The sequence below is a fragment of the Teredinibacter haidensis genome (assembly GCF_014211975.1).
Classification (GTDB): domain Bacteria; phylum Pseudomonadota; class Gammaproteobacteria; order Pseudomonadales; family Cellvibrionaceae; genus Teredinibacter; species Teredinibacter haidensis.
Genome location: NZ_CP060084.1, coordinates 3,556,263 through 3,574,309 on the forward strand (window position 1 = coordinate 3,556,263; position 18,047 = coordinate 3,574,309).

Genomic DNA, 18,047 nt, shown 5'->3' on the forward strand with positions numbered 1-18,047 from the left:
CTCTATTCTCCCTTACAGTAGTCGGCGGATTCGGCAAACACCTGCTTTATGCGGTATCCACCATTTTTAAAACGGGTGAGCATGTCGCTGACGGCTGTCCGGTCGCTCGCGTCGCCTGGATCGCGCAGGCAGACGGCCTTAAACACTTTGCTTACCTGGCAGGAAGCAAATGCTTCGGTGTGCGCCAGCTCTTGCAGCATGGAACGCGCTCCCGAACCGCTGCCCGAAAGGGCCTCATCCCAACCTAAGTTTTGATTAGGCCCCTCCCGCCAATAGTTATCCCATTTGTCATCGGGCGTTTGATAACCGTAAGGGAAAGTCGCGGCATTGATATGGTATTTACCTTTAACGCGAGTCCCTGTTCTGGCGTCTGTCGCACCTTCTCCGTTGTAGGAGATGGCACCATTTTCACCGGTTAAATCGTTGTCGGCATCGTACTCGTAATCATAATAAGCAAAGGCCTGCGCCAACGGATCCATGCCGCTGTGGCATCCCACACAGCTATTTAAAAACACCCGGGAATCACCACCGGGACTGCGGGAAACATCCTGGCGAATACGATCCGGCACGCGAGTTGTATCGTGCACTTGCTCCAGATCCATACACAGATGATTTAACAGGGTGAAGCGAAAATTAGCGCGGTTGGTTCCCGCTTTGAAGAAAGATCGCGCAGCAGCGCGAGAAGTGACAATACCCGCCGTCGCCTCCGCCGGCAGACCCGTCAGTGCCGCCTGGCTGCGCTGCACCAGATTGTCCTTCAAACTGTAACCGCCCGCTTCCAGTTGCTCGTAATGGGTGTTGTTACTGTTGGAATAAGCGCTCAAACCAAGTGTAGAATCGCCGACATAAAGAATATCGGCATAGAGCAATTGGCGAAAATCCATTGTCTCGCTATCGCGCACAAAACCAACGACCGTTGCGGTGTAGTCGTTAAGCGGAACAAATACATCTTGTTCACGATTGGTCCACGGGGCAGCCCAGTTTTTTACTGTCACGTTATAAAAAGCATCATGTTCCATGGCACGCATCGCTGCGCCCACACCATCACCGGCATCAAGATCACTTTTCATCTGCAGCAACACCGATTCGGTGGGGGGAACACCCGCCAGCCGGTCATGGATACGTTTCGCCATTTCCAGTGTGCCCGCGCCCGCAGCGGCAGATCCACCCAATAGCACAAGCGCAAAAACCAGCTTTCGCCAACTCGCAATTACGTGGCCGGTCAGGTGGCGTTTTATCTGTATTTGTTTGCAGATCATCATCTGTATTGCCTTTGTTCGCTTATGCTCATACCTACTTTTCTGTCGTCCGACGCTTTCGCACTGACACAATTTTTGTAGGCAATCGTCAATTTTTGTCACCCGACACTGGCTTGTGTCATAAAACTTTTCAACTTAACCGCAAAATCATTACCACCGTGCCAGCGTGTGTGAAAGTGGTCCTGCACAACGCAGGATCTATTCCCATTCTCATTTCCAACTTACCCAAACACGTAAGAAAAACCAAGAATGAGAACTACGTCTCTCTTATGAAACCGAAAATTCAGATTCAGACGTGTTTTCTCCGCATCATCGGTAAAAATCAAGAAAAACCATTCAATAGTGAACTTGCTGGCAATTTTTCTTGTTTTTATATTCGCCTAAATTTTCTTTCATTGTGTAAAGATTCGTAATCACGTGGGCCGTTAGACAAAAAAAGCCTGTTATAGGCATAAAGCTTGTTTTACATTCGCCAGAAGACATTTAATGACAGGCAGCCCCCGGCACGAGCTCTCCTGTTTAGCGATTTATCGCCTTACAAACTGTGCCGTTAACACGTTAGTTATTTAAGAGTCCTGTTATGAATTACACACGCCAGGTATTGATCCTAAGTGCGCTAAGCCTGTTTTTATTTCAGGGCTGCGATGTCAGCAGTGGTGGTGGCGGAGCAAACACAACTCAGGAACCAGACCCGGTGGTCGTCGATTTTCCCGTTGCCTATATCGAACGACCGGTTCCTCGCGATGAAGACGGTGCTTTGCTTCCCGACGATCTGATGGAGCTGACCGCCTTTCGACCTGGGGCGCGCTTACTATTGAAAGACCGCGCATCGGTTCCCGCAGAGGCCATCGTTATTACCGATATTGCCTTTATGCCAGAAGCCAGCGAAGAAGTTGACGCCGAGATGGCAGAAGAAGCATCCGAAGACCTACGTCCTCAATACGATGTACGAAACTTGTCCGTGGATGCAGACGGCAACAAATTAGTGTTTTCCATGCGCGCGCCGGATATTGAAGGGCTCGATGAAGAAGACCAGCCTACCTGGAATATCTGGGAATACGACCTAGAAACCGAAATTCTTCGCCGTATTATTTTGTCAGACACCACAGCGGAAGAAGGGCAGGACATTATGCCCGCCTACCTTGCCGACGGACGCATCGTATTTTCCTCCAACCGTCAGCGCCGTTCACGCGCCGTTTTACTGGACGAAGGTAAACCACAATTTGCAGCCCTAACAGAAGACGGTGAAGAAGAAGCCTTCGTGCTTCATGTGATGGAGGAAGATGGCAGCGACATATCCCAGATCACCTTTAACCAGAGTCACGATTTATTTCCAACGCTCTTAAGCGACGGACGTCTTATATTTTTGCGCTGGGATAACTACGTCGACCAAAAAGACCGCCTCAGTCTTTATACCGCTAACCCCAACGGCAGTAACGTCAATCTTGAATACGGTTTCCACAGCCAGAACACCGGCACCAACAACAGTGAGGGCGTTTTCGCTAAACCCCGTGAATTAATCGACGGACGAATTCAGGTTACCCTGCGCCCGCGTGTTGCCGACCAGTTAGGTGGCGGTATGATCGCCATCGACACCTTAAATTTTACCGAACAGAATATAGCAGTAGATGGCTCGGGCGCCGCTGGCCCCGCGCAGGAATCAATTATTCAAAACCTCATCACCACCGACGGCTCACCATCACTGGCGGGTTACTACAGTTCAGCCTACCCCATCAACGACGGTAGTGAGCGCCTACTGGTGAGCTGGAGCCCCTGTCTACTGCGCGGTTTTAAACTGCGCATCTATGTAAATGACAGCTTTCAACTGATTAACGAAAACGGCGAGTTCGTCGACAACAACAGTAATGTACTGGCAGATGGCGACACCCCCATCACCATGAACGAAGATGAATTGGGCAACTACCCCTGCACAGAACAGGCACTAACCCTGTCGAATATTCAATTATCGGTGCCAGTTTACGGCCTATGGATTTTCGATCCCATAACTCAAACACAGTCGCCAGTGGTGCTTTCCGAAGAAGAAAAAATCTTTACCGACGCATTGGTGCTGCAGCCCCTGGCCATACCCGACTATATTGCTGACCCACTTCCCGGTATCGATTTCGATCAGGATCTCGATGAAGAAAACGTCGGCATTCTGCATATTCGCAGCGTGTACGATATCGACGGTAGCGATATTTCCCCCAATGGTATTCCTGCAACCGCCGACCCACTTCAGACCAGTGAAGAGCAACGCCCCGCACGCTTCCTGCGTATATTAAAGGCCGTATCCATGGCTGATGACGATGTCGTGGACTTCGATAACAGCGCCTTTGGCCGCGCGGGCAGGCAAATGAAAGATATTCTTGGCTATGTGCCGATCGAACCCGATGGCTCGGCCATGTTTAAAGTGCCTGCCGATGTCGCATTTACCTTTTCGATACTCGACGCCAACGGCAAGCGCATCAGTACAGATGGCAGTGGCGATATCGGACCGCGCCACGAATACTGGATGACATTGCGCGCCGGAGAAGTCCGCGAATGTACCGGCTGCCATACCGACGAAGACACCGAAACGCCGCACGGGCGAATTGGCGCTGGCCCGGCAAGCGCCAACCTCGGGGCACTCATGGCCGCACAATTTCCCAACACACAATTACGTGATCCCAATGGCATTCCCTACGCCGGTATTAACGAACAGCCGGAAATTAGCGAAACCATGGCGCAGTACTACGCCAGAATGCTCGGCCCCCGCTCGCCCTCGGTCAATATTACGGATTACAGCGACTGGACAGAGGACGGCACTCGCCCCAAAATCGCCAGCATCGATCTCAATTACGCCGACCTGGGAAGCCAAGCTCCAACGGAGTGTGCCACCAATTGGAACAGCCTCTGCCGCGTTGTCATCAATTATATCGAGCATATTCAGCCGCTCTGGGAAGAAGACCGCGCAACCTATGACGACGCCGACATGCTCGTTTCCGACTTCACCTGCACAAGCTGCCATAACACAACCAATGCGGACGGTATGATTATCATCCCCGCTGGTGACGACCAACTCAATTTATCGGCTGTTCAATCCGATGAGCGCAATGATTACCTCGTTTCCTATGCGCACTTACTCTTTGGCAGCCGAGTATTGGAGCTGGACGACAACGGCAATCTGCGACTGGAGCTGGAGCAGCTAATTGAAGATGGTGTTCCACAATTTCAGATGATCCAACTGCTTACTGATGGCGTACCGCAATACGAAGCTATCGACCTACTCGGGAACACTGTGCCAGCGCCATTGGATACGACTGACCCGGATTTAACTATCGTGCTGGATGAAAACGATAATCCCGTTCAATATCTGGTGCAGGAAATGCAGCCAGTAATGGATGACGATGGCAACCCAATACTCGATATCAACGGCGACCCTCTGATGGAGCCCATTGCCATTATGGTGGAAACAGGAAACCGCAACGGCGCCCCCCTATCACCCAATGGTGCTGTGGCATCCGATGCGTTCTTTAACCTGTTCGAGAGCGATGGCGCACACGCGGGGTATTTAAATGGCGCAGAATTAAAACTTATTGCAGAATGGCTGGATATTGGTGGGCAGTACTACAATAATCCCTTTGTTGCACCCGAATAGAAACTAAATGCGGGGCCACAGCCTGTCTCTGCACTCCCGGCCGGAACTGGATAGTCAAACTAACATGATGTTTTCCGCAAACAATAAAACCCGCTGGCTTGTTATCGTATTGATCACCAGCCTGTTACTTCCACTGCAAGCGCAAGCTAAAGACAAAGGCGTGGAGGTAGTTGTTACTGACGCCTTTGCAGAAATGCATACCGGCCCTGGCCGCGGCTTTCCTATTTTTCACACCATAGAGAAAGGCGAAAAAATTCGCATTCTAAAAAGCCGTACCGACTGGTACAAAGTGGCAACAGAAAAAGGGAAAAAAGGCTGGGTATATCGCGATGAATTTCAAAATACTCTGGGGCTGCAAGGCGAAATGGTTGACCTGTCGCGCCCTGGACGCGAAGCCTTTCACAAGCGTCGCTGGGAGCTGGGCGTTGGCGGCGGGGATTTTTCCGGAGCGCGCGGCCTAAATACCTACCTAGGCTTTCACCTGACACAAAATATCTCTACCGAACTGCGCTATACCCAAGCCTTTGGTTCATTTTCCAACAGTAAAATGTTTGCGCTCAACGCCGTTCATCAGCCCTTTCCCGACTGGAAAGTTTCGCCCTTTTTTACCCTCGGCACAGGCAACATAACAATCTCGCCCAGTTCCGATATTGTACAAACCGAAGATAGGGACAATGGCGTACTCACCGTCGGTGGCGGTTTTATTTTTTATGTTACACGCAGTTTTTTATTTCGACTTGAATATAACGACCACACGCTGCTAACCAAGCGCGGCATAAACGAAGAGGTTGACGAATGGAAAGCCGGTTTCAGCGTATTTTTCTGATAAGCCTAATGCTGGCATGTGCCCAGTGGAGCTTTGCGCAGGACGATACTGAAATAGACAGCCAGTCGGTTCTGGACGATGTTATTAATCCAGACCTAGAACGCAAGCCCATAAGCGAAGAGCGCATCGACAGCGAAAACTTCGAATTCGGCATCTACGCCGGAGTGATGAGCGTGGAGGACTTCGGCACAAACAATGTGTATGGCGTGCGTGCCAGCTACTATATTACCGAAGATTTTTTTCTGGAAGGCACCTACGGTACTACCGTCACAACAGAAACCAGTTATGAATTGCTCGGCGGCGGCAGCCCCCTGCTAACCGATGACCAGCGCACCTACGATTATTATAACTTGTCGCTCGGTATTAATTTGTTGCCCGGTGAAGTTTTTCTAGGCAAGTATTCGTTTAATACCGCCTACTATTTAATTGCCGGTGTGGGCAACACACTGTTTGCCGACGAAGAATATTTTACAACCAATTTTGGCAGCGGCTTTCGATTATTTCTAACCGACTGGCTGGCGTTTCGCATGGATGTACGCAACCATTTATTTACACACAATTTGCTGGGTGACGATAAAAACATCCAAAACCTGGAAACCCATTTTGGTATTTCCATTTATTTTTAGTCGTAGCGAGGGTTCGGCATGTTAAAAACAAAGCATTTGCTAAAATCAGCCATTATTCTTTTATCCGCTGTGTTCACACTGGCACTGGCGCCCGTCAGCATGGCGGAAAAACCAGGGAAACCGGCAATCGATTTCACCCTCAAATCCAACCAGGGGAAAAACGTGCGCCTAAGTGATTTGCGCGGTCAGGTGGTCATGCTGAATTTCTGGGCGTCCTGGTGCGGCCCCTGCCGACAGGAAATGCCGCTACTGGATAAAATCCACAAAAAATATTCCCCAGCGGGTTTTACCCTATTAGGTATCAATTCCGAAGAAGACTCCAAGGAAGCTGACCGCCTGTTAAAGCAAGTACCCGTCAGCTTTCCCATTCTTTACGACACCACCCTCAAGGTAAATGAGTATTACAAAGTGGACGCCATGCCCAGCAGCGTAATGATCGATTGCGATGGCAATATGAGTTATATACATCGTGGCTACAAACCTGGTGATGAAAAAGCCTATATCAAACATATTAAGGGGCTGCTTCGCTCATGCAGCAATTAGTACAGCGAATGGGCTTACTCCTGTTAACTTTTTTTTTCGCAGGCTGCTCTTTGATTAAGCCCTGGGTGAAGCCCTACGAACGGGAAAACCTAGCCGACCCGATAATGGCATTCGAGTCTCATCCGGCTTCCACAAAATATATGAACCACGTTTATGAAGCGCGCGAAGCCGCACGCGGAGCAGAAGGTAGCTCTGGTGGCGGGTGTGGTTGTAATTAACATAATGGTTCTCTTTATTTCCGCGAACGCGGACATTCCCATTTTACAGAACATAATGAAAAATGATTAAGCACGTCACAATACTGTTAGCGTTAATTCTCACTGGTATGCAATTGCAGGCGGCCGTGCTGCCTGAAGATCGCACCGAAGTGCTTTATCATCGATACGACGGCGGTGGAGTTACCATTGACGGCCCCTCGGTATTAGTGCGCAAAGATATCGCCAACAAAGTCTCCGTCTGGGGCAATTATTATATGGACTTTGTTACCAGTGCCTCTCCGGATGTGCTCTCCCAGGGCAGCCCCTATACTGAAGAGCGAACCGAAACCGGCGCCGGTATTGATTACCTGCGCGGTCGCACCACCATGAGCCTGAGCATCAGCCAAAGTAGTGAAAGCGATTACGACGCCGAGACCGTAGGCTTTGGTATCAGCCAGGAATTTTTTGGCGACCTCTCCACCATCAGCCTCAACTATTCCCAGGGCAACGACACCGTCAAGCAAAACGGCACGCCCGAATTCAGTGAACCCGCCCACCACCAACGCTTTGGTGTCGGATGGACACAAGTCCTGAGCAAGAGCTGGATTATGGCCGTGAACGCCGAAACCGTTTTAGATGAAGGCTTTCTCAACAACCCTTATCGCAGCGTTCGCTTTTTAACGAACACTGGCAATGTCGGCTTCCAAAAAGAGCGCTACCCCTCCACCCGTAACAGCGATGCCTATGCTATCCGGAGCATGTACTACCTTCCATATAGGGCCTCCCTGCGAGCCGAAGCGCGCTACTTTACCGATAGCTGGGGTATAACCGCGAACAACTACGAGTTGCGCTATATTCACCCCTACAAAGACCAGTTTATTTTTGAGGCGAAAGTACGAACCTACAGCCAGAGTCAGGCATCATTTTATTCCGACCTATTCCCTCACATTGAAGCGCAGAATTTTTTAGCCAGCGATAAGGAAATGAGTGAGTTTTCCGATCTTGCAATTGGGCTGGGTGTTTCCTACGAAATAAAAGCCAGCAGGCTAAAGTTTTTCGATAAAGCCGTCGTTAATCTTTACTGGGATAATATTGCTTTCGACTACGCCAACTACAGCTATAAAGTCCCCCCCAATCCAGGCGACGAAAATGCGGTATCCGTGGCTATCGGCGAAGAGCCGTTATACAGTTTTAATGCGAATGTGATACGCTTCTTTTTATCTGCCTGGTACTAGCGCTATTCCCGTGTTTTCGGGATCTATCTATTTCAGATCACGGTTAAATCCAAAGTAATAACCGGGCAATCCATTGTCCGAGGCGAATAAAATAAGGATTAATTGTGAAATATCTATCGTCCATCCGCGCAGCAAAACCACTGCTTTCCGCGCTAATGATTACCCTCCCATTTTTACTGGCCACGGGTTGTAAACCCGGTATTGTAGAATCCGACTCAAGCTCGTCTAGCTCGAGCAGTTCCAGCAGCGTCGATAACGATCTCATATATAGAGGCCCAGGCTTTTTTAGCTGGCAATTAAATTTGGAGGGCGATGACAGTACCTTCAAGCTAAAACGTAGTGCAACCCCAGGTGCAGACGCAGACGAAACCATTGATGGCAGCTATGCGGAATTCAGCAACGGCTTTCTACGCTTAAGTCCAACGGCAAGTGATGCCAACCTTATTTCTGGCAATGCCATTACCGGTATTCAGTTCGGCGACGAATTAACCCTTCTTCAACCGTTTCGGAGCGATACCGACCAACTGGTGATTTTAGCCCACCAGTCGGACTGCCCCAGTAATTCCATTAATAGTAACTGGCTGCTATATCGGCAGGCAGTAACACTATCAACAGATAAACACACCAGCAACCATTTCGGTACCTATAGCTATTCAACCATCGATGATGGAAAAACCAATCTAGAAAGACAATACGGTTTGTCAGACCCCACGCCCGACGACCAAGATGCTGGTGGCATAGGGCTCAGTACCGGCATCTGTAACGAGGGGCTTTTGACCGAGAGCAACTATCAATACTACTTCTCTTCAGGGGCAAGTATTATTGCTGAACTGGCGAACACAGAAGACGATATCTCCACAGGCGAAACCCAGAACACGCAATTTCTGCTGAGTGTAGAAAAGCGTACCATTTCAGGTTCCTCCAGTTACTCAGGCAGCTATATTGGCCTTCTTTACGATTCAGGACTAAACACTGGCTTCCAAAATTTTCCTGTAAAAGGCACTTGCGATTCGGGCTCCTGTACACTTTACCAAGTGACCGATACAGAAAACGGGGCACAAAAAGATAGCGCTTACACACTGGATTTACGCTCTACAGACGACACCGAATTGAATAGACCCGCCGATGGCTTTGTTGTTGGAACGCTGACCGAGCCAGGTAGCAATTCAGATAGCCGCACCATTAGCTGTTCCATCAACACTGACTACGAGGACTCGGGTGAAATGACGATTGCTTGTGTTGGTATCTCACCGGGAAGTTCAAATACTGACAAGCTACTCAACTTATTCTTAGTGGCGAAGAGCTAAACTCGTAAAACACCAAAGAAATTACCGAACTGGTAGAAGCATTTCTCGTCCAGAATTAAACGAGAAATGCTTCTACTTTACTAGGCGCTATTCTTATTTAGCAGCTTTTCCGCAACAAAAATTTCCTATATATTTTTCTGCCACGAAGCCAACTAACAACTCCAAATAATCTCATCTATTTCGCCACAACGAGAAAATGGAAAATTCAGCGTTAACGACGGAAAAGTAAATTGGTTCCCCAACTTTAGGGGGGACCGCCTATGCTACGGTATTGCGAACAACTTCATCCGTATGAACACGTTAGAGATTTGTGGATTTATCAGAAAGCTTTACAAATCGGCTTGAGAAAAGGAGTGGTGCTTTGCAAAAATTGGATCGTGCCCATGTAACGCTGGTACTCCGAGAAACCCAAGCACAGAAGACAAAAGGATATTGATACGTGCCGAACCAAAAATCATAGCCAATGTATTACAGTTCCCAAGAACTTATCAGCAGGGATCAACTTCCAGACGTTGAAGCAACAAACTGTGTAAGCCAAGCCCGTACACCGCAAGGGCCCACAATCGCCAAGAGGTGTCGATCGCAATAGATCCCACTACCCATGGTCCTTGCCTTTCCAGCCATCGGCACTTTTCGTCGTCCGTAAGCATTATTAACTATCCCCTTGCGGGGCGAGTGGTAGATAGCCTATCCTCCCCCCGAATGGGGTTGAAGCGAACAGATAGCACAGGCCAGTACCCACTTGATCGCAATTTAGTCAAAAATCATTGATCCCCAGCTCAATAGTTAAAAACCTTCTTCTTTATTGACCAAATAACGACCTAAATTGAGTACACTACGCCCGCTTTCAGGCACCCCACGAATAACCACATTTTTCCAATAGGTAACCCCGCCAGATGACAGAATCAACCACTGCCCAGTCTAAAGGACTCTGGGGCATGAGCCGCCCCCTTCTCGTTGAACAGGGATTGCAGCTCAGCGTGCCACTACTCGATACCTTTTACTTAAGCCACATCAGTGATTCTGCGGCATCCGCAGCCGGATCAATGACACCGGTGATTTTTTTCTGCGTCAATATCCTCTGGGTAACCGTCTTTGCCGGTTCTAGTATTGCCAGCCAACGCCTGGGCGCGGGAAATAAAGAAAAGGCTATCGCGACTATCGCCACCTACGCGAGTTGGGGGCTAGTTCTAGGAGTACTGTTAACTGCGGCGCTCTATACGGCATCCCCGTTGATAACCGCCGCTATGGGCCTTCCTAGCCAAGTACAGCAAGACGCCAATCTCTATATTAGCATTGTGTGTCTGCTGCTCTTTGTTTGGTCGATAAAGCTGATTTTTCAAAGTATCTTGAACATCTTTGGCCAGCCCCAATGGAATATGCTGGCCAATATTGTCTTTTTTTCCGCCAATGCCTTTGGTAATACCGTTGTGGTTTTTGGGTTATTTGGTTGTCCCAAGCTGGGGATCGCCGGTGTTGCCTGGGCCAGCGTAATCGCCTCGATACTGGGAATTTTGGTCAGTGGCACGGTAGTAATCGCCTTCATTAAAATTCCTTTCCACTGGCGGAGCCTGCGCCGCGAATTCAAAAACGCCAGCCACCATACGTTGCGCATCGCCCTGCCCAGTATGATCGAACCACTTTCTTTCGATATCAATATGATCGTGCTCAACGGGTTTGCCGCAAGCCTGGGCGCCGTTGCACTGGCAGCAAAAATTTATACGTTTAATATTTTTCTAGTGGGCTTAATTATTACTCTGGCCCTCACCCTGGCAAGCGAAATTTTAATTTGCCAGTTTGTGGGAGCGGGGAATTACAGCAAGGCGGCCAAGCAAATGAAGCAGAGCCTGAAAGCTGCACTGTGGGGATCAGGCGCGGTTGTTTTTGCACTACTGGTGTTTAACCACCCAATAATGGGAATATTTACCGATAATGAAACCTTGTTGGGCAGCGCTTTCTGGTTATTTTTATTGGCCGCACTCTCAGAGCCACCACGAGCAGTAAATGTCATGGTGGGCGGCGTATTGCGCGCAACAGGCGACGGCTTACTCATTTCCATTGTTGGCCCATTGTTTACCTGGCTAGTCGCCATTCCCACAGCCTATGTTATGGCTTTTGTGTTCGAGTGGGGCGTATACGGAATACTGCTATCGGCCATTTTAGATGAAGGCTGTCGTGCCGTTATGTATTGGTATCGCTGGAGGCTCAACCGTTGGCAGCATACACATGTTCACGCAATTGAGCAGCGGGCCGCAGCCGAGGCTTAGTCGCGCTCTAGTGTCCCTAACAAATTAATGTTTACCCGCTTGAAAAAACGGGCGGAGAGCAAGGAAGCGTCAACCGATAGACGCAACAGCCTTACTCTCTAATTTTCTAGCTCACCCTCTACTGAATCACTATTTCAGTAGAGGGTCGCAAGCATCTAACATCCCCCACTCACTATCCCTTTTCCTTTCTCAAGGGACATGCAGTATCCCGCGAATGTAGTAGACTTCTAGGGAAGCTCAGATCCTGTCCCAATAAATTCTGGCCTTGATCAGGGCTTCCCTATATAACGATTCGAATAAAACTAACACCCTCATACTCCCCATTCAAACAGGGTAGGGCACATGAAATACCTCTTTTCCCTCTCTCTGCGCTGGTTCTTACCGGCTTTCACTTTTGCCATACTTGCCTGCCTTTTGATCGCGCTAACCCTATGGCGAAACCTAGAAGAAATGACTGATACGGAACGTCGCCTGCAGGAGCAATTAACACAAAGGCTGCTTAACGAAGAACGCTTTATCCGTCATTTGCTTAGCACGAATGAACATGAATTGGTGGCCGATGGAATCAGCCTTTTGGGGAATGCCATAAATGTCGATTTTTATGCCATCGTTGATAACGAATCAAAAGTGCTGTTCGCCAACCACACAAACGCTGAAGGCCAATTGTTAGCCTCGGTGGAAAGCAGCTTCAACTATACACACCTACAACTCGCGAGCGACGAGCGAACGCTAAAAACAGCTTTTGACACCGACAACCACTACTTCCTGGCCTACCAGCCGATTATCATTGAACACGATCCCGTTGCGGTTCTGGTACTAAAATACAACCTGGGCTCGATTAGAGAAGAATCTAGGGACCGTGCAATTTCAATCATATTGACGGAACTAGCCATCACTCTTTTGGTTGCAACCGTTTTATTTGCTGTCCTCTATCGCTGGTACACCCTACCACTGATTCAATTACAACAAGCCGTTAGGCGGATCAGCCTAGGAGACATGGAAGATCCCATTCAGATCGGAGGCTGGAGTGAATTGAACGACCTAGGGGCGGACATCGAGCGCATGCAAAACGCACGAAAAACCGCTGAGGACGCACTCAGAGAAAAGGACGTACTCCTAACCGAATCGCAACGAATCGCGCATATAGGTAGCTGGAGGTACGATGTACAGACCGACCGAATCAGCTGGTCGGATGAAAATTATCGGATCTACGGTGTTCACCCGGATTCCTTTGACCTCACTGAGGAAAATTTTTTCCAGCTGATCCACCCTGAAGACTTAGAAACGGTCAAACACGCGTTAACCACATTTAAGGCCGGTGCAACTGTCAGCGACACGGAATTCAGAATTGTTCGGCCTTCAGGCGTTATTCGCACGCTTCGCGGACGCTCCGAAATGATACCGTTTAAGGGGGCAGAACCCGCATATATTGTTGGCACCAACCAGGACATCACCGCCATTATCGATGCCGATGAACGTTTCCGTAATTCATTCAGGCGCATACCTTTGCCGTTAACACTACAGGAAAATCTTGGCGAGCTAGCCGATTGCAACGATGCTTTCTGTGAACTCACAGGTTATTCCCGCGAAGAAATATTACGTGTGGATACAACATCGCTCGGTTTTCTGGCAGAGCCCAATCAGCGTGACGAGATTATAGAAGAGCTGCGCAGGGAAGGTGAGGTCAATGATTTTGAAATGAAGATCCGCCACCGTTCCGGTGAGGTCCGTATTATCCAAATGTCGCTGCGCTATATTAACCACGACAATCATTCGCTACTTTTATCGGTAGCCCACGAAATAACGAACCTCAGAAAAGCCGAAGATGCATTGCAGGTTACGAAAGGGCAATTGCAAATTTTTATTGCCAACTCCCCCGTCTCTCTGGCCATGTTCGATAAAGATATGCGCTACTTACATGTTTCCCGCCAGTGGACATTGGACTATCAACTGGAAAATCGAGACATACTGGGTGAATCCCACTACAGCATATTCCCTGAAATACCCGATAACTGGAAAAAAATTCACCAGCGAGGTCTTTCAGGTGAAGTTATCCGTGCCGATGAAGACTCATTCGAACGATATGATGGTCAGGTGCAATGGTTACGCTGGGAGGTCCGGCCCTGGTTTGAAAACGAAGGAAAAGTCGGCGGCATACTGATTTTTACCGAAGATATTACTGTACGCAAACAAGCCGAACTCGCGCTGGCCGTGCGAGTAGAAGAACAGGAAGCCGTGGCCGAGCTGGGTAAATTGGCGCTGTCCGATGCACCTATGCAACAAGTTTACGACAATGCTATTGAGCGTATGGCGGCAATATATAACGTCCAAAGTTGCAGTGTTTTGGAGCTACAACCCGATAATAAAACCGTAAAATTGGTTTCCAATATCGGTTGGGAAAAAGCACGGACAACAACCGATACTGTCGAACTTAAGCACGCACCGCTTACCGAATACACTCTACGTATACAACAGGCCGTTATTGTTTCAAATTTCAAGGACGAAACACGATTCACAGTATCGGAACAACTACGGAACCATAAACTGATCAGCGGTATGACAGTCGTGATAGGCAATACGAACAAGCCATTTGGTGTGCTTGGCGTATACAGCCATACAGAAAAAGCATTTACTCAAGAGGATAGCAACTTCGCCCAGGCGATTGCCAATGTGCTGGCCGAAGCTACGGAACGCAGGCGGGTTGAATCCGCGTTAAGACTCAGTGATCAGCGGGCAAGAGCTATTTTTGACCAATCCTACGCTTTCGTTGGACTACTCAACCCAGACGGTATTCTTCTGGACGTCAACCGAACCTCTTGCGAATTTACAGGTATTGCTAAAGAAGAAGCCATTGGCCAACCGTTTCCCCAAACCATCTGGTGGAGCCACAATCTCCAGCAGCGAAAACGCTTGGAAGAATCGATTAGCAAAGCTGCCAAGGGTGAGTTTATCCATTTTGAAAGCGAACATTTATCCAAAGAGGGCACGCTACATATTTTCGACTTTTCGCTGAAACCCGTAAAAGACGTTAGCGGCAAAGTCGTTTGGCTAATACCAGAATCCAGAGATATTACTGAACGAAAAAAATCCGAAAGCACCATTCAACAGTCCCTCAGGGAAAAAGAAGCTTTGCTAAAAGAAGTCCATCACCGCGTTAAAAACAATTTGCAGGTTATAACAAGCCTTCTCAGCCTTGAGGGATCGCGCACGAAAAATGAAGTAACCAAGCTTGCGCTAAGCGAAATGAAAGGACGTCTCCGCTCTATGGCTCTACTACACGAGACCCTTTATCGTTCAGGCATTTTTGCCACCGTAAAATTAGGCCGCTATCTATCCGAGCTGGCCACACAAGCCTTCCGCTCAATGACTACACTTCCCGAAGGCATTGCGCTGGAATTCGATTTCGATTCTTCTGAATTGGAACTGGATCAGGCCCTCCCCTGTGGATTGCTAGTGAACGAACTTATTTCTAACAGTTTAAAGCATGGCTTTCCCGAAGGACGAGGGGGGGCGGTTAAAATTTCGCTACACCAACTAGATAATAAAATGACTATTCAAGTTGCCGATACTGGCATAGGATTACCCGACGACTTTGCCCTGGACAAACACCAATCGCTGGGGCTACAGCTCGTGTCAGACCTAGTTTATCAACTTCATGGCGCTCTTGAGTTTGCATCAGAAAACGGAACGGTTTTTACCGTCACATTTACGCCGCAAAACAAACAGGCCTAAATAGTAGGCATACAACACAGTATTAGATTTTCGCCGTTAAAAAAGACTGCTAAGCCATCAATATTTACAGCCCCTTCATCTCGCAGGATTGCTTAGGCGAAAAAAATGCCCGCTCAAGGCGGGCATTTTCAACAATCTAAATCTCCCTTATTTAATTCCCTCTTGGTTCCACACCACCATTCTGATAGTACTCATTTACCGACATACCATTCGCGCCGAGCGGTGTTTCCTGATCGAGGCCAACATAACGACTGCCGTTCTTCCACAGAGCCTGTTCGAACAGGCCGTATTTTTCTTCATCCCAGGTCGCCCAGTCACTCAACAGCAGGCCTCCCGTATCACCAGAGTTAGGGTTGATACACCAGAAAGTATGGTGAATTTTTCTTTCCACCATAAAGTCGCGTAGCTCTTCCATCCAATGCTGGTTACGTCCACCATCCATATGACCACCCCATTCACCGATTAAGAGAGGCGCGATGTTTTGGTCATGGATATAGAACCAATTGTCGTACCATACATCGGCTAGCAAAGTGTCGCGATTGAACCCTTCATAGAACCAGTCCTGATCAAAAACAGAGGGGCCATAATCGTGAGGAGAGTACATTATTTGATCCTGATTACCCGGCACCGTTATGGGGTAATCCGCAACGCCACGCAGGTTTCCACCCCACCAGGAAAAGTGGTAGTCCGCTGGATCACTGGATTCCCAATTCACACTGTCTTTAGGGAAAACCTCAACACCTTCAACCAAAATTAGGGCGTTGGGGTTAATTGCTAAAATTCGTCGCGATGCTTCTTCGGCGACACGTTTCCAATTGTTGACGTGATTAGAATTATCCCAACGAGCTGCAGCTGTATCGGAATGCGCCTTTCCGTGAGGCTCATTTTCCAGATCGTAGGCAACAAGGGTATCGTTATTTTTATAACGATCAGCCACCCATTCCCACGTCTCATAAAAAATCGCTTCCGTAAGCTCGCCGTCATACCACAGAGGTGCTACGTGCCCGCTGTTATCGGCTTTCGCACTGTGTACGTCCAGCATTATTTTTAAGCCCATTTGATCTGCAAGCTGCAACGTGCGATCGAATATTTCCAGGGTGTTCAAACCTTCCAACTCTGGATTTGCGTAAGTATTCACGTTTACCGATCCGAATATGCCGTTTTTCCATTCGTATAACAACTCAGTGGAAATCGGCACGCGAATAATATTAATGCCTCGATCCGCAATTTCCTGCATAAAGGTTTCGTGATGCGCACTCCACAGCCCGTGGAAGACTCGCTCGGAAGCATTAAAGCCAAACCAGTTGGCACCAGTCAACCAAACCGCACGTCCCTGCTGATCGACAACAGAATTACCTTCCACATGCAGCCAATCCTTGTACATGCCTACACTACTGGAAGAGCTGCTGGAAGACGAGCTTACCGAGCTGGAACTACTGGAAACACTTGAAGACGAGCTTACCGAGCTAGAACTGCTGGAAACACTTGAAGACGAGCTTACCGAGCTAGAACTACTGGAAACACTTGAAGACAAGCTTACCGAGCTAGAACTACTGGAAACACTTGAAGAAGAGCTGGAGTCACTGCTGGAGGCACAGGTGTTGACCACGCCACCACCACCGACTTGACTTTCGCAGGTAGTGAGACCAATACAGCTTTGGTTATTTTCATAACCCCAACCACTATCCTGGTTTTCACACAGTGGGCGAACTTCACCATACCAGCTACATTCTGCCACACAGTTCGAATTGGACGAGCTTGAGCTACTGACAACACTTGAAGAACTGCTAGAAACACTGGAGCTAGAACTACTCACACTGGAGGAACTGCTAGAGCTGGAAACGCTACTGGACGAACTGGAGCTACTGCTGGAAGACACCGGGTTATCCGCAGCGCAAATATCACCATTTAGCAGAGGAATTTCGGCACTATCGTTTCCGGTTCCCTGAACACCAAAGGAAGCAGAATCGCCAACCGCCAGATTGCCGTTCCACACTAGGTTCGACGCGGTATAGGGATTGTCGCCCTCAACACTGGCACTCCAACTGCTGGTAATACGGTTATCGCTTGCGTATTCCCAATCGATGCTCCAGTTGCTAACGCTGGCGCCTGTATTATTAGTAACAGTAATTTCGGCGGTAAAACCGCCTTGCCACTGATTACCGACGCTGTAATCGCAAGCCGCACTTGCACCTAAAGACGCAAAAATCAGTGCCGTGGCTGTCGCGATTTTTTTTAAGGTTCCGGGGGCTGTGACCACCCGCATGTTTTGTATTAAAGACATAGTATTCCCTCGATTTATCGGGCCCGCAGGACATCATTATTTTTTTGGGCGAGGATTAATAATTACGTGGAAGACCTTACTAGGCATTTATTGTATTTATAGCGCTAGTGTTTTCCTGGCGAAGCCTCCACACG

General features: G+C 48.7%; 11 protein-coding genes. 9 read left to right on the forward strand and 2 right to left on the reverse strand.

What is annotated here, in order from left to right; all coding sequences use genetic code 11:
• Window positions 1–2 precede the first annotated feature (2 nt).
• A complete protein-coding gene (locus H5715_RS14230) occupies window positions 3–1,262 on the reverse strand; it encodes a hypothetical protein (RefSeq protein WP_246434557.1) in 1,260 nt (419 codons plus the stop codon).
• Between the two features lie 577 nt (window positions 1,263–1,839).
• Between H5715_RS14230 and H5715_RS14235 the strand changes: the two genes are divergently transcribed.
• The 9 genes from H5715_RS14235 (at window position 1,840) to H5715_RS14275 (ending at window position 15,629) form a co-directional block, all read left to right on the forward strand.
• Window positions 1,840–4,896 carry an HzsA-related protein gene (locus H5715_RS14235; RefSeq protein WP_075186961.1) on the forward strand — a complete coding sequence of 1,019 codons (3,057 nt, stop codon included), beginning with the start codon at window positions 1,840–1,842 and terminating at the stop codon, window positions 4,894–4,896.
• Window positions 4,897–4,960: 64 nt separating this feature from the next.
• Entirely contained in the window at window positions 4,961–5,722 is a 762-nt protein-coding gene (locus tag H5715_RS14240; RefSeq protein ID WP_075187042.1) for an SH3 domain-containing protein, read from the forward strand.
• On the forward strand, window positions 5,692–6,348 hold the full coding sequence (locus H5715_RS14245) for an outer membrane beta-barrel domain-containing protein (RefSeq protein ID WP_075186962.1): 657 nt from the start codon (window positions 5,692–5,694) through the stop codon (window positions 6,346–6,348). Before H5715_RS14240 ends, H5715_RS14245 begins: the two co-directional genes overlap by 31 nt.
• A gap of 99 nt (window positions 6,349–6,447) precedes the next feature.
• Window positions 6,448–6,891: a TlpA disulfide reductase family protein gene (locus H5715_RS14250; protein ID WP_425507046.1), complete on the forward strand. Its 444-nt coding sequence runs from the start codon at window positions 6,448–6,450 to the stop codon at window positions 6,889–6,891.
• A complete protein-coding gene (locus H5715_RS14255; protein WP_075186964.1) occupies window positions 6,879–7,109 on the forward strand; it encodes a DUF4266 domain-containing protein in 231 nt (76 codons plus the stop codon). Before H5715_RS14250 ends, H5715_RS14255 begins: the two co-directional genes overlap by 13 nt.
• A gap of 62 nt (window positions 7,110–7,171) precedes the next feature.
• Window positions 7,172–8,323: a DUF3570 domain-containing protein gene (locus H5715_RS14260; protein ID WP_075186965.1), complete on the forward strand. Its 1,152-nt coding sequence runs from the start codon at window positions 7,172–7,174 to the stop codon at window positions 8,321–8,323.
• Between the two features lie 104 nt (window positions 8,324–8,427).
• The gene (locus tag H5715_RS14265; protein ID WP_075186966.1) at window positions 8,428–9,630 is read left to right on the forward strand and encodes a hypothetical protein; all 1,203 of its coding nucleotides are present in this window, start codon (window positions 8,428–8,430) and stop codon (window positions 9,628–9,630) included.
• Between the two features lie 896 nt (window positions 9,631–10,526).
• Window positions 10,527–11,897 carry an MATE family efflux transporter gene (locus H5715_RS14270; RefSeq protein ID WP_075186967.1) on the forward strand — a complete coding sequence of 457 codons (1,371 nt, stop codon included), beginning with the start codon at window positions 10,527–10,529 and terminating at the stop codon, window positions 11,895–11,897.
• 342 nt (window positions 11,898–12,239) lie between these two features.
• Window positions 12,240–15,629, forward strand: a complete 3,390-nt coding sequence (locus tag H5715_RS14275; RefSeq protein WP_075186968.1) for a PAS domain S-box protein — start codon at window positions 12,240–12,242, stop codon at window positions 15,627–15,629.
• Between the two features lie 151 nt (window positions 15,630–15,780).
• Here the strand turns inward: H5715_RS14275 and H5715_RS14280 are convergent, their stop codons facing one another.
• On the reverse strand, window positions 15,781–17,913 hold the full coding sequence (locus H5715_RS14280) for a cellulase family glycosylhydrolase (protein WP_246434559.1): 2,133 nt from the start codon (window positions 17,911–17,913) through the stop codon (window positions 15,781–15,783).
• Window positions 17,914–18,047: the final 134 nt, after the last annotated feature.

Excerpts from the sequence above, each read along its gene's own strand:
- H5715_RS14270 (WP_075186967.1), top strand. The coding sequence starts at position 10,527 with ATGACAGAATCAACCACTGCCCAGTCTAAAGGACTCTGGGGCATGAGC.
- H5715_RS14250 (WP_425507046.1), top strand. The coding sequence starts at position 6,448 with ATGGCGGAAAAACCAGGGAAACCGGCAATCGATTTCACCCTCAAATCC.
- H5715_RS14275 (WP_075186968.1), top strand. The coding sequence starts at position 12,240 with ATGAAATACCTCTTTTCCCTCTCTCTGCGCTGGTTCTTACCGGCTTTC.
- H5715_RS14245 (WP_075186962.1), top strand. The coding sequence starts at position 5,692 with ATGGAAAGCCGGTTTCAGCGTATTTTTCTGATAAGCCTAATGCTGGCA.
- H5715_RS14230 (WP_246434557.1), bottom strand. The coding sequence starts at position 1,262 with ATGATGATCTGCAAACAAATACAGATAAAACGCCACCTGACCGGCCAC.
- H5715_RS14280 (WP_246434559.1), bottom strand. The coding sequence starts at position 17,913 with ATGTCTTTAATACAAAACATGCGGGTGGTCACAGCCCCCGGAACCTTA.
- H5715_RS14235 (WP_075186961.1), top strand. The coding sequence starts at position 1,840 with ATGAATTACACACGCCAGGTATTGATCCTAAGTGCGCTAAGCCTGTTT.
- H5715_RS14255 (WP_075186964.1), top strand. The coding sequence starts at position 6,879 with ATGCAGCAATTAGTACAGCGAATGGGCTTACTCCTGTTAACTTTTTTT.
- H5715_RS14240 (WP_075187042.1), top strand. The coding sequence starts at position 4,961 with ATGATGTTTTCCGCAAACAATAAAACCCGCTGGCTTGTTATCGTATTG.
- H5715_RS14260 (WP_075186965.1), top strand. The coding sequence starts at position 7,172 with ATGATTAAGCACGTCACAATACTGTTAGCGTTAATTCTCACTGGTATG.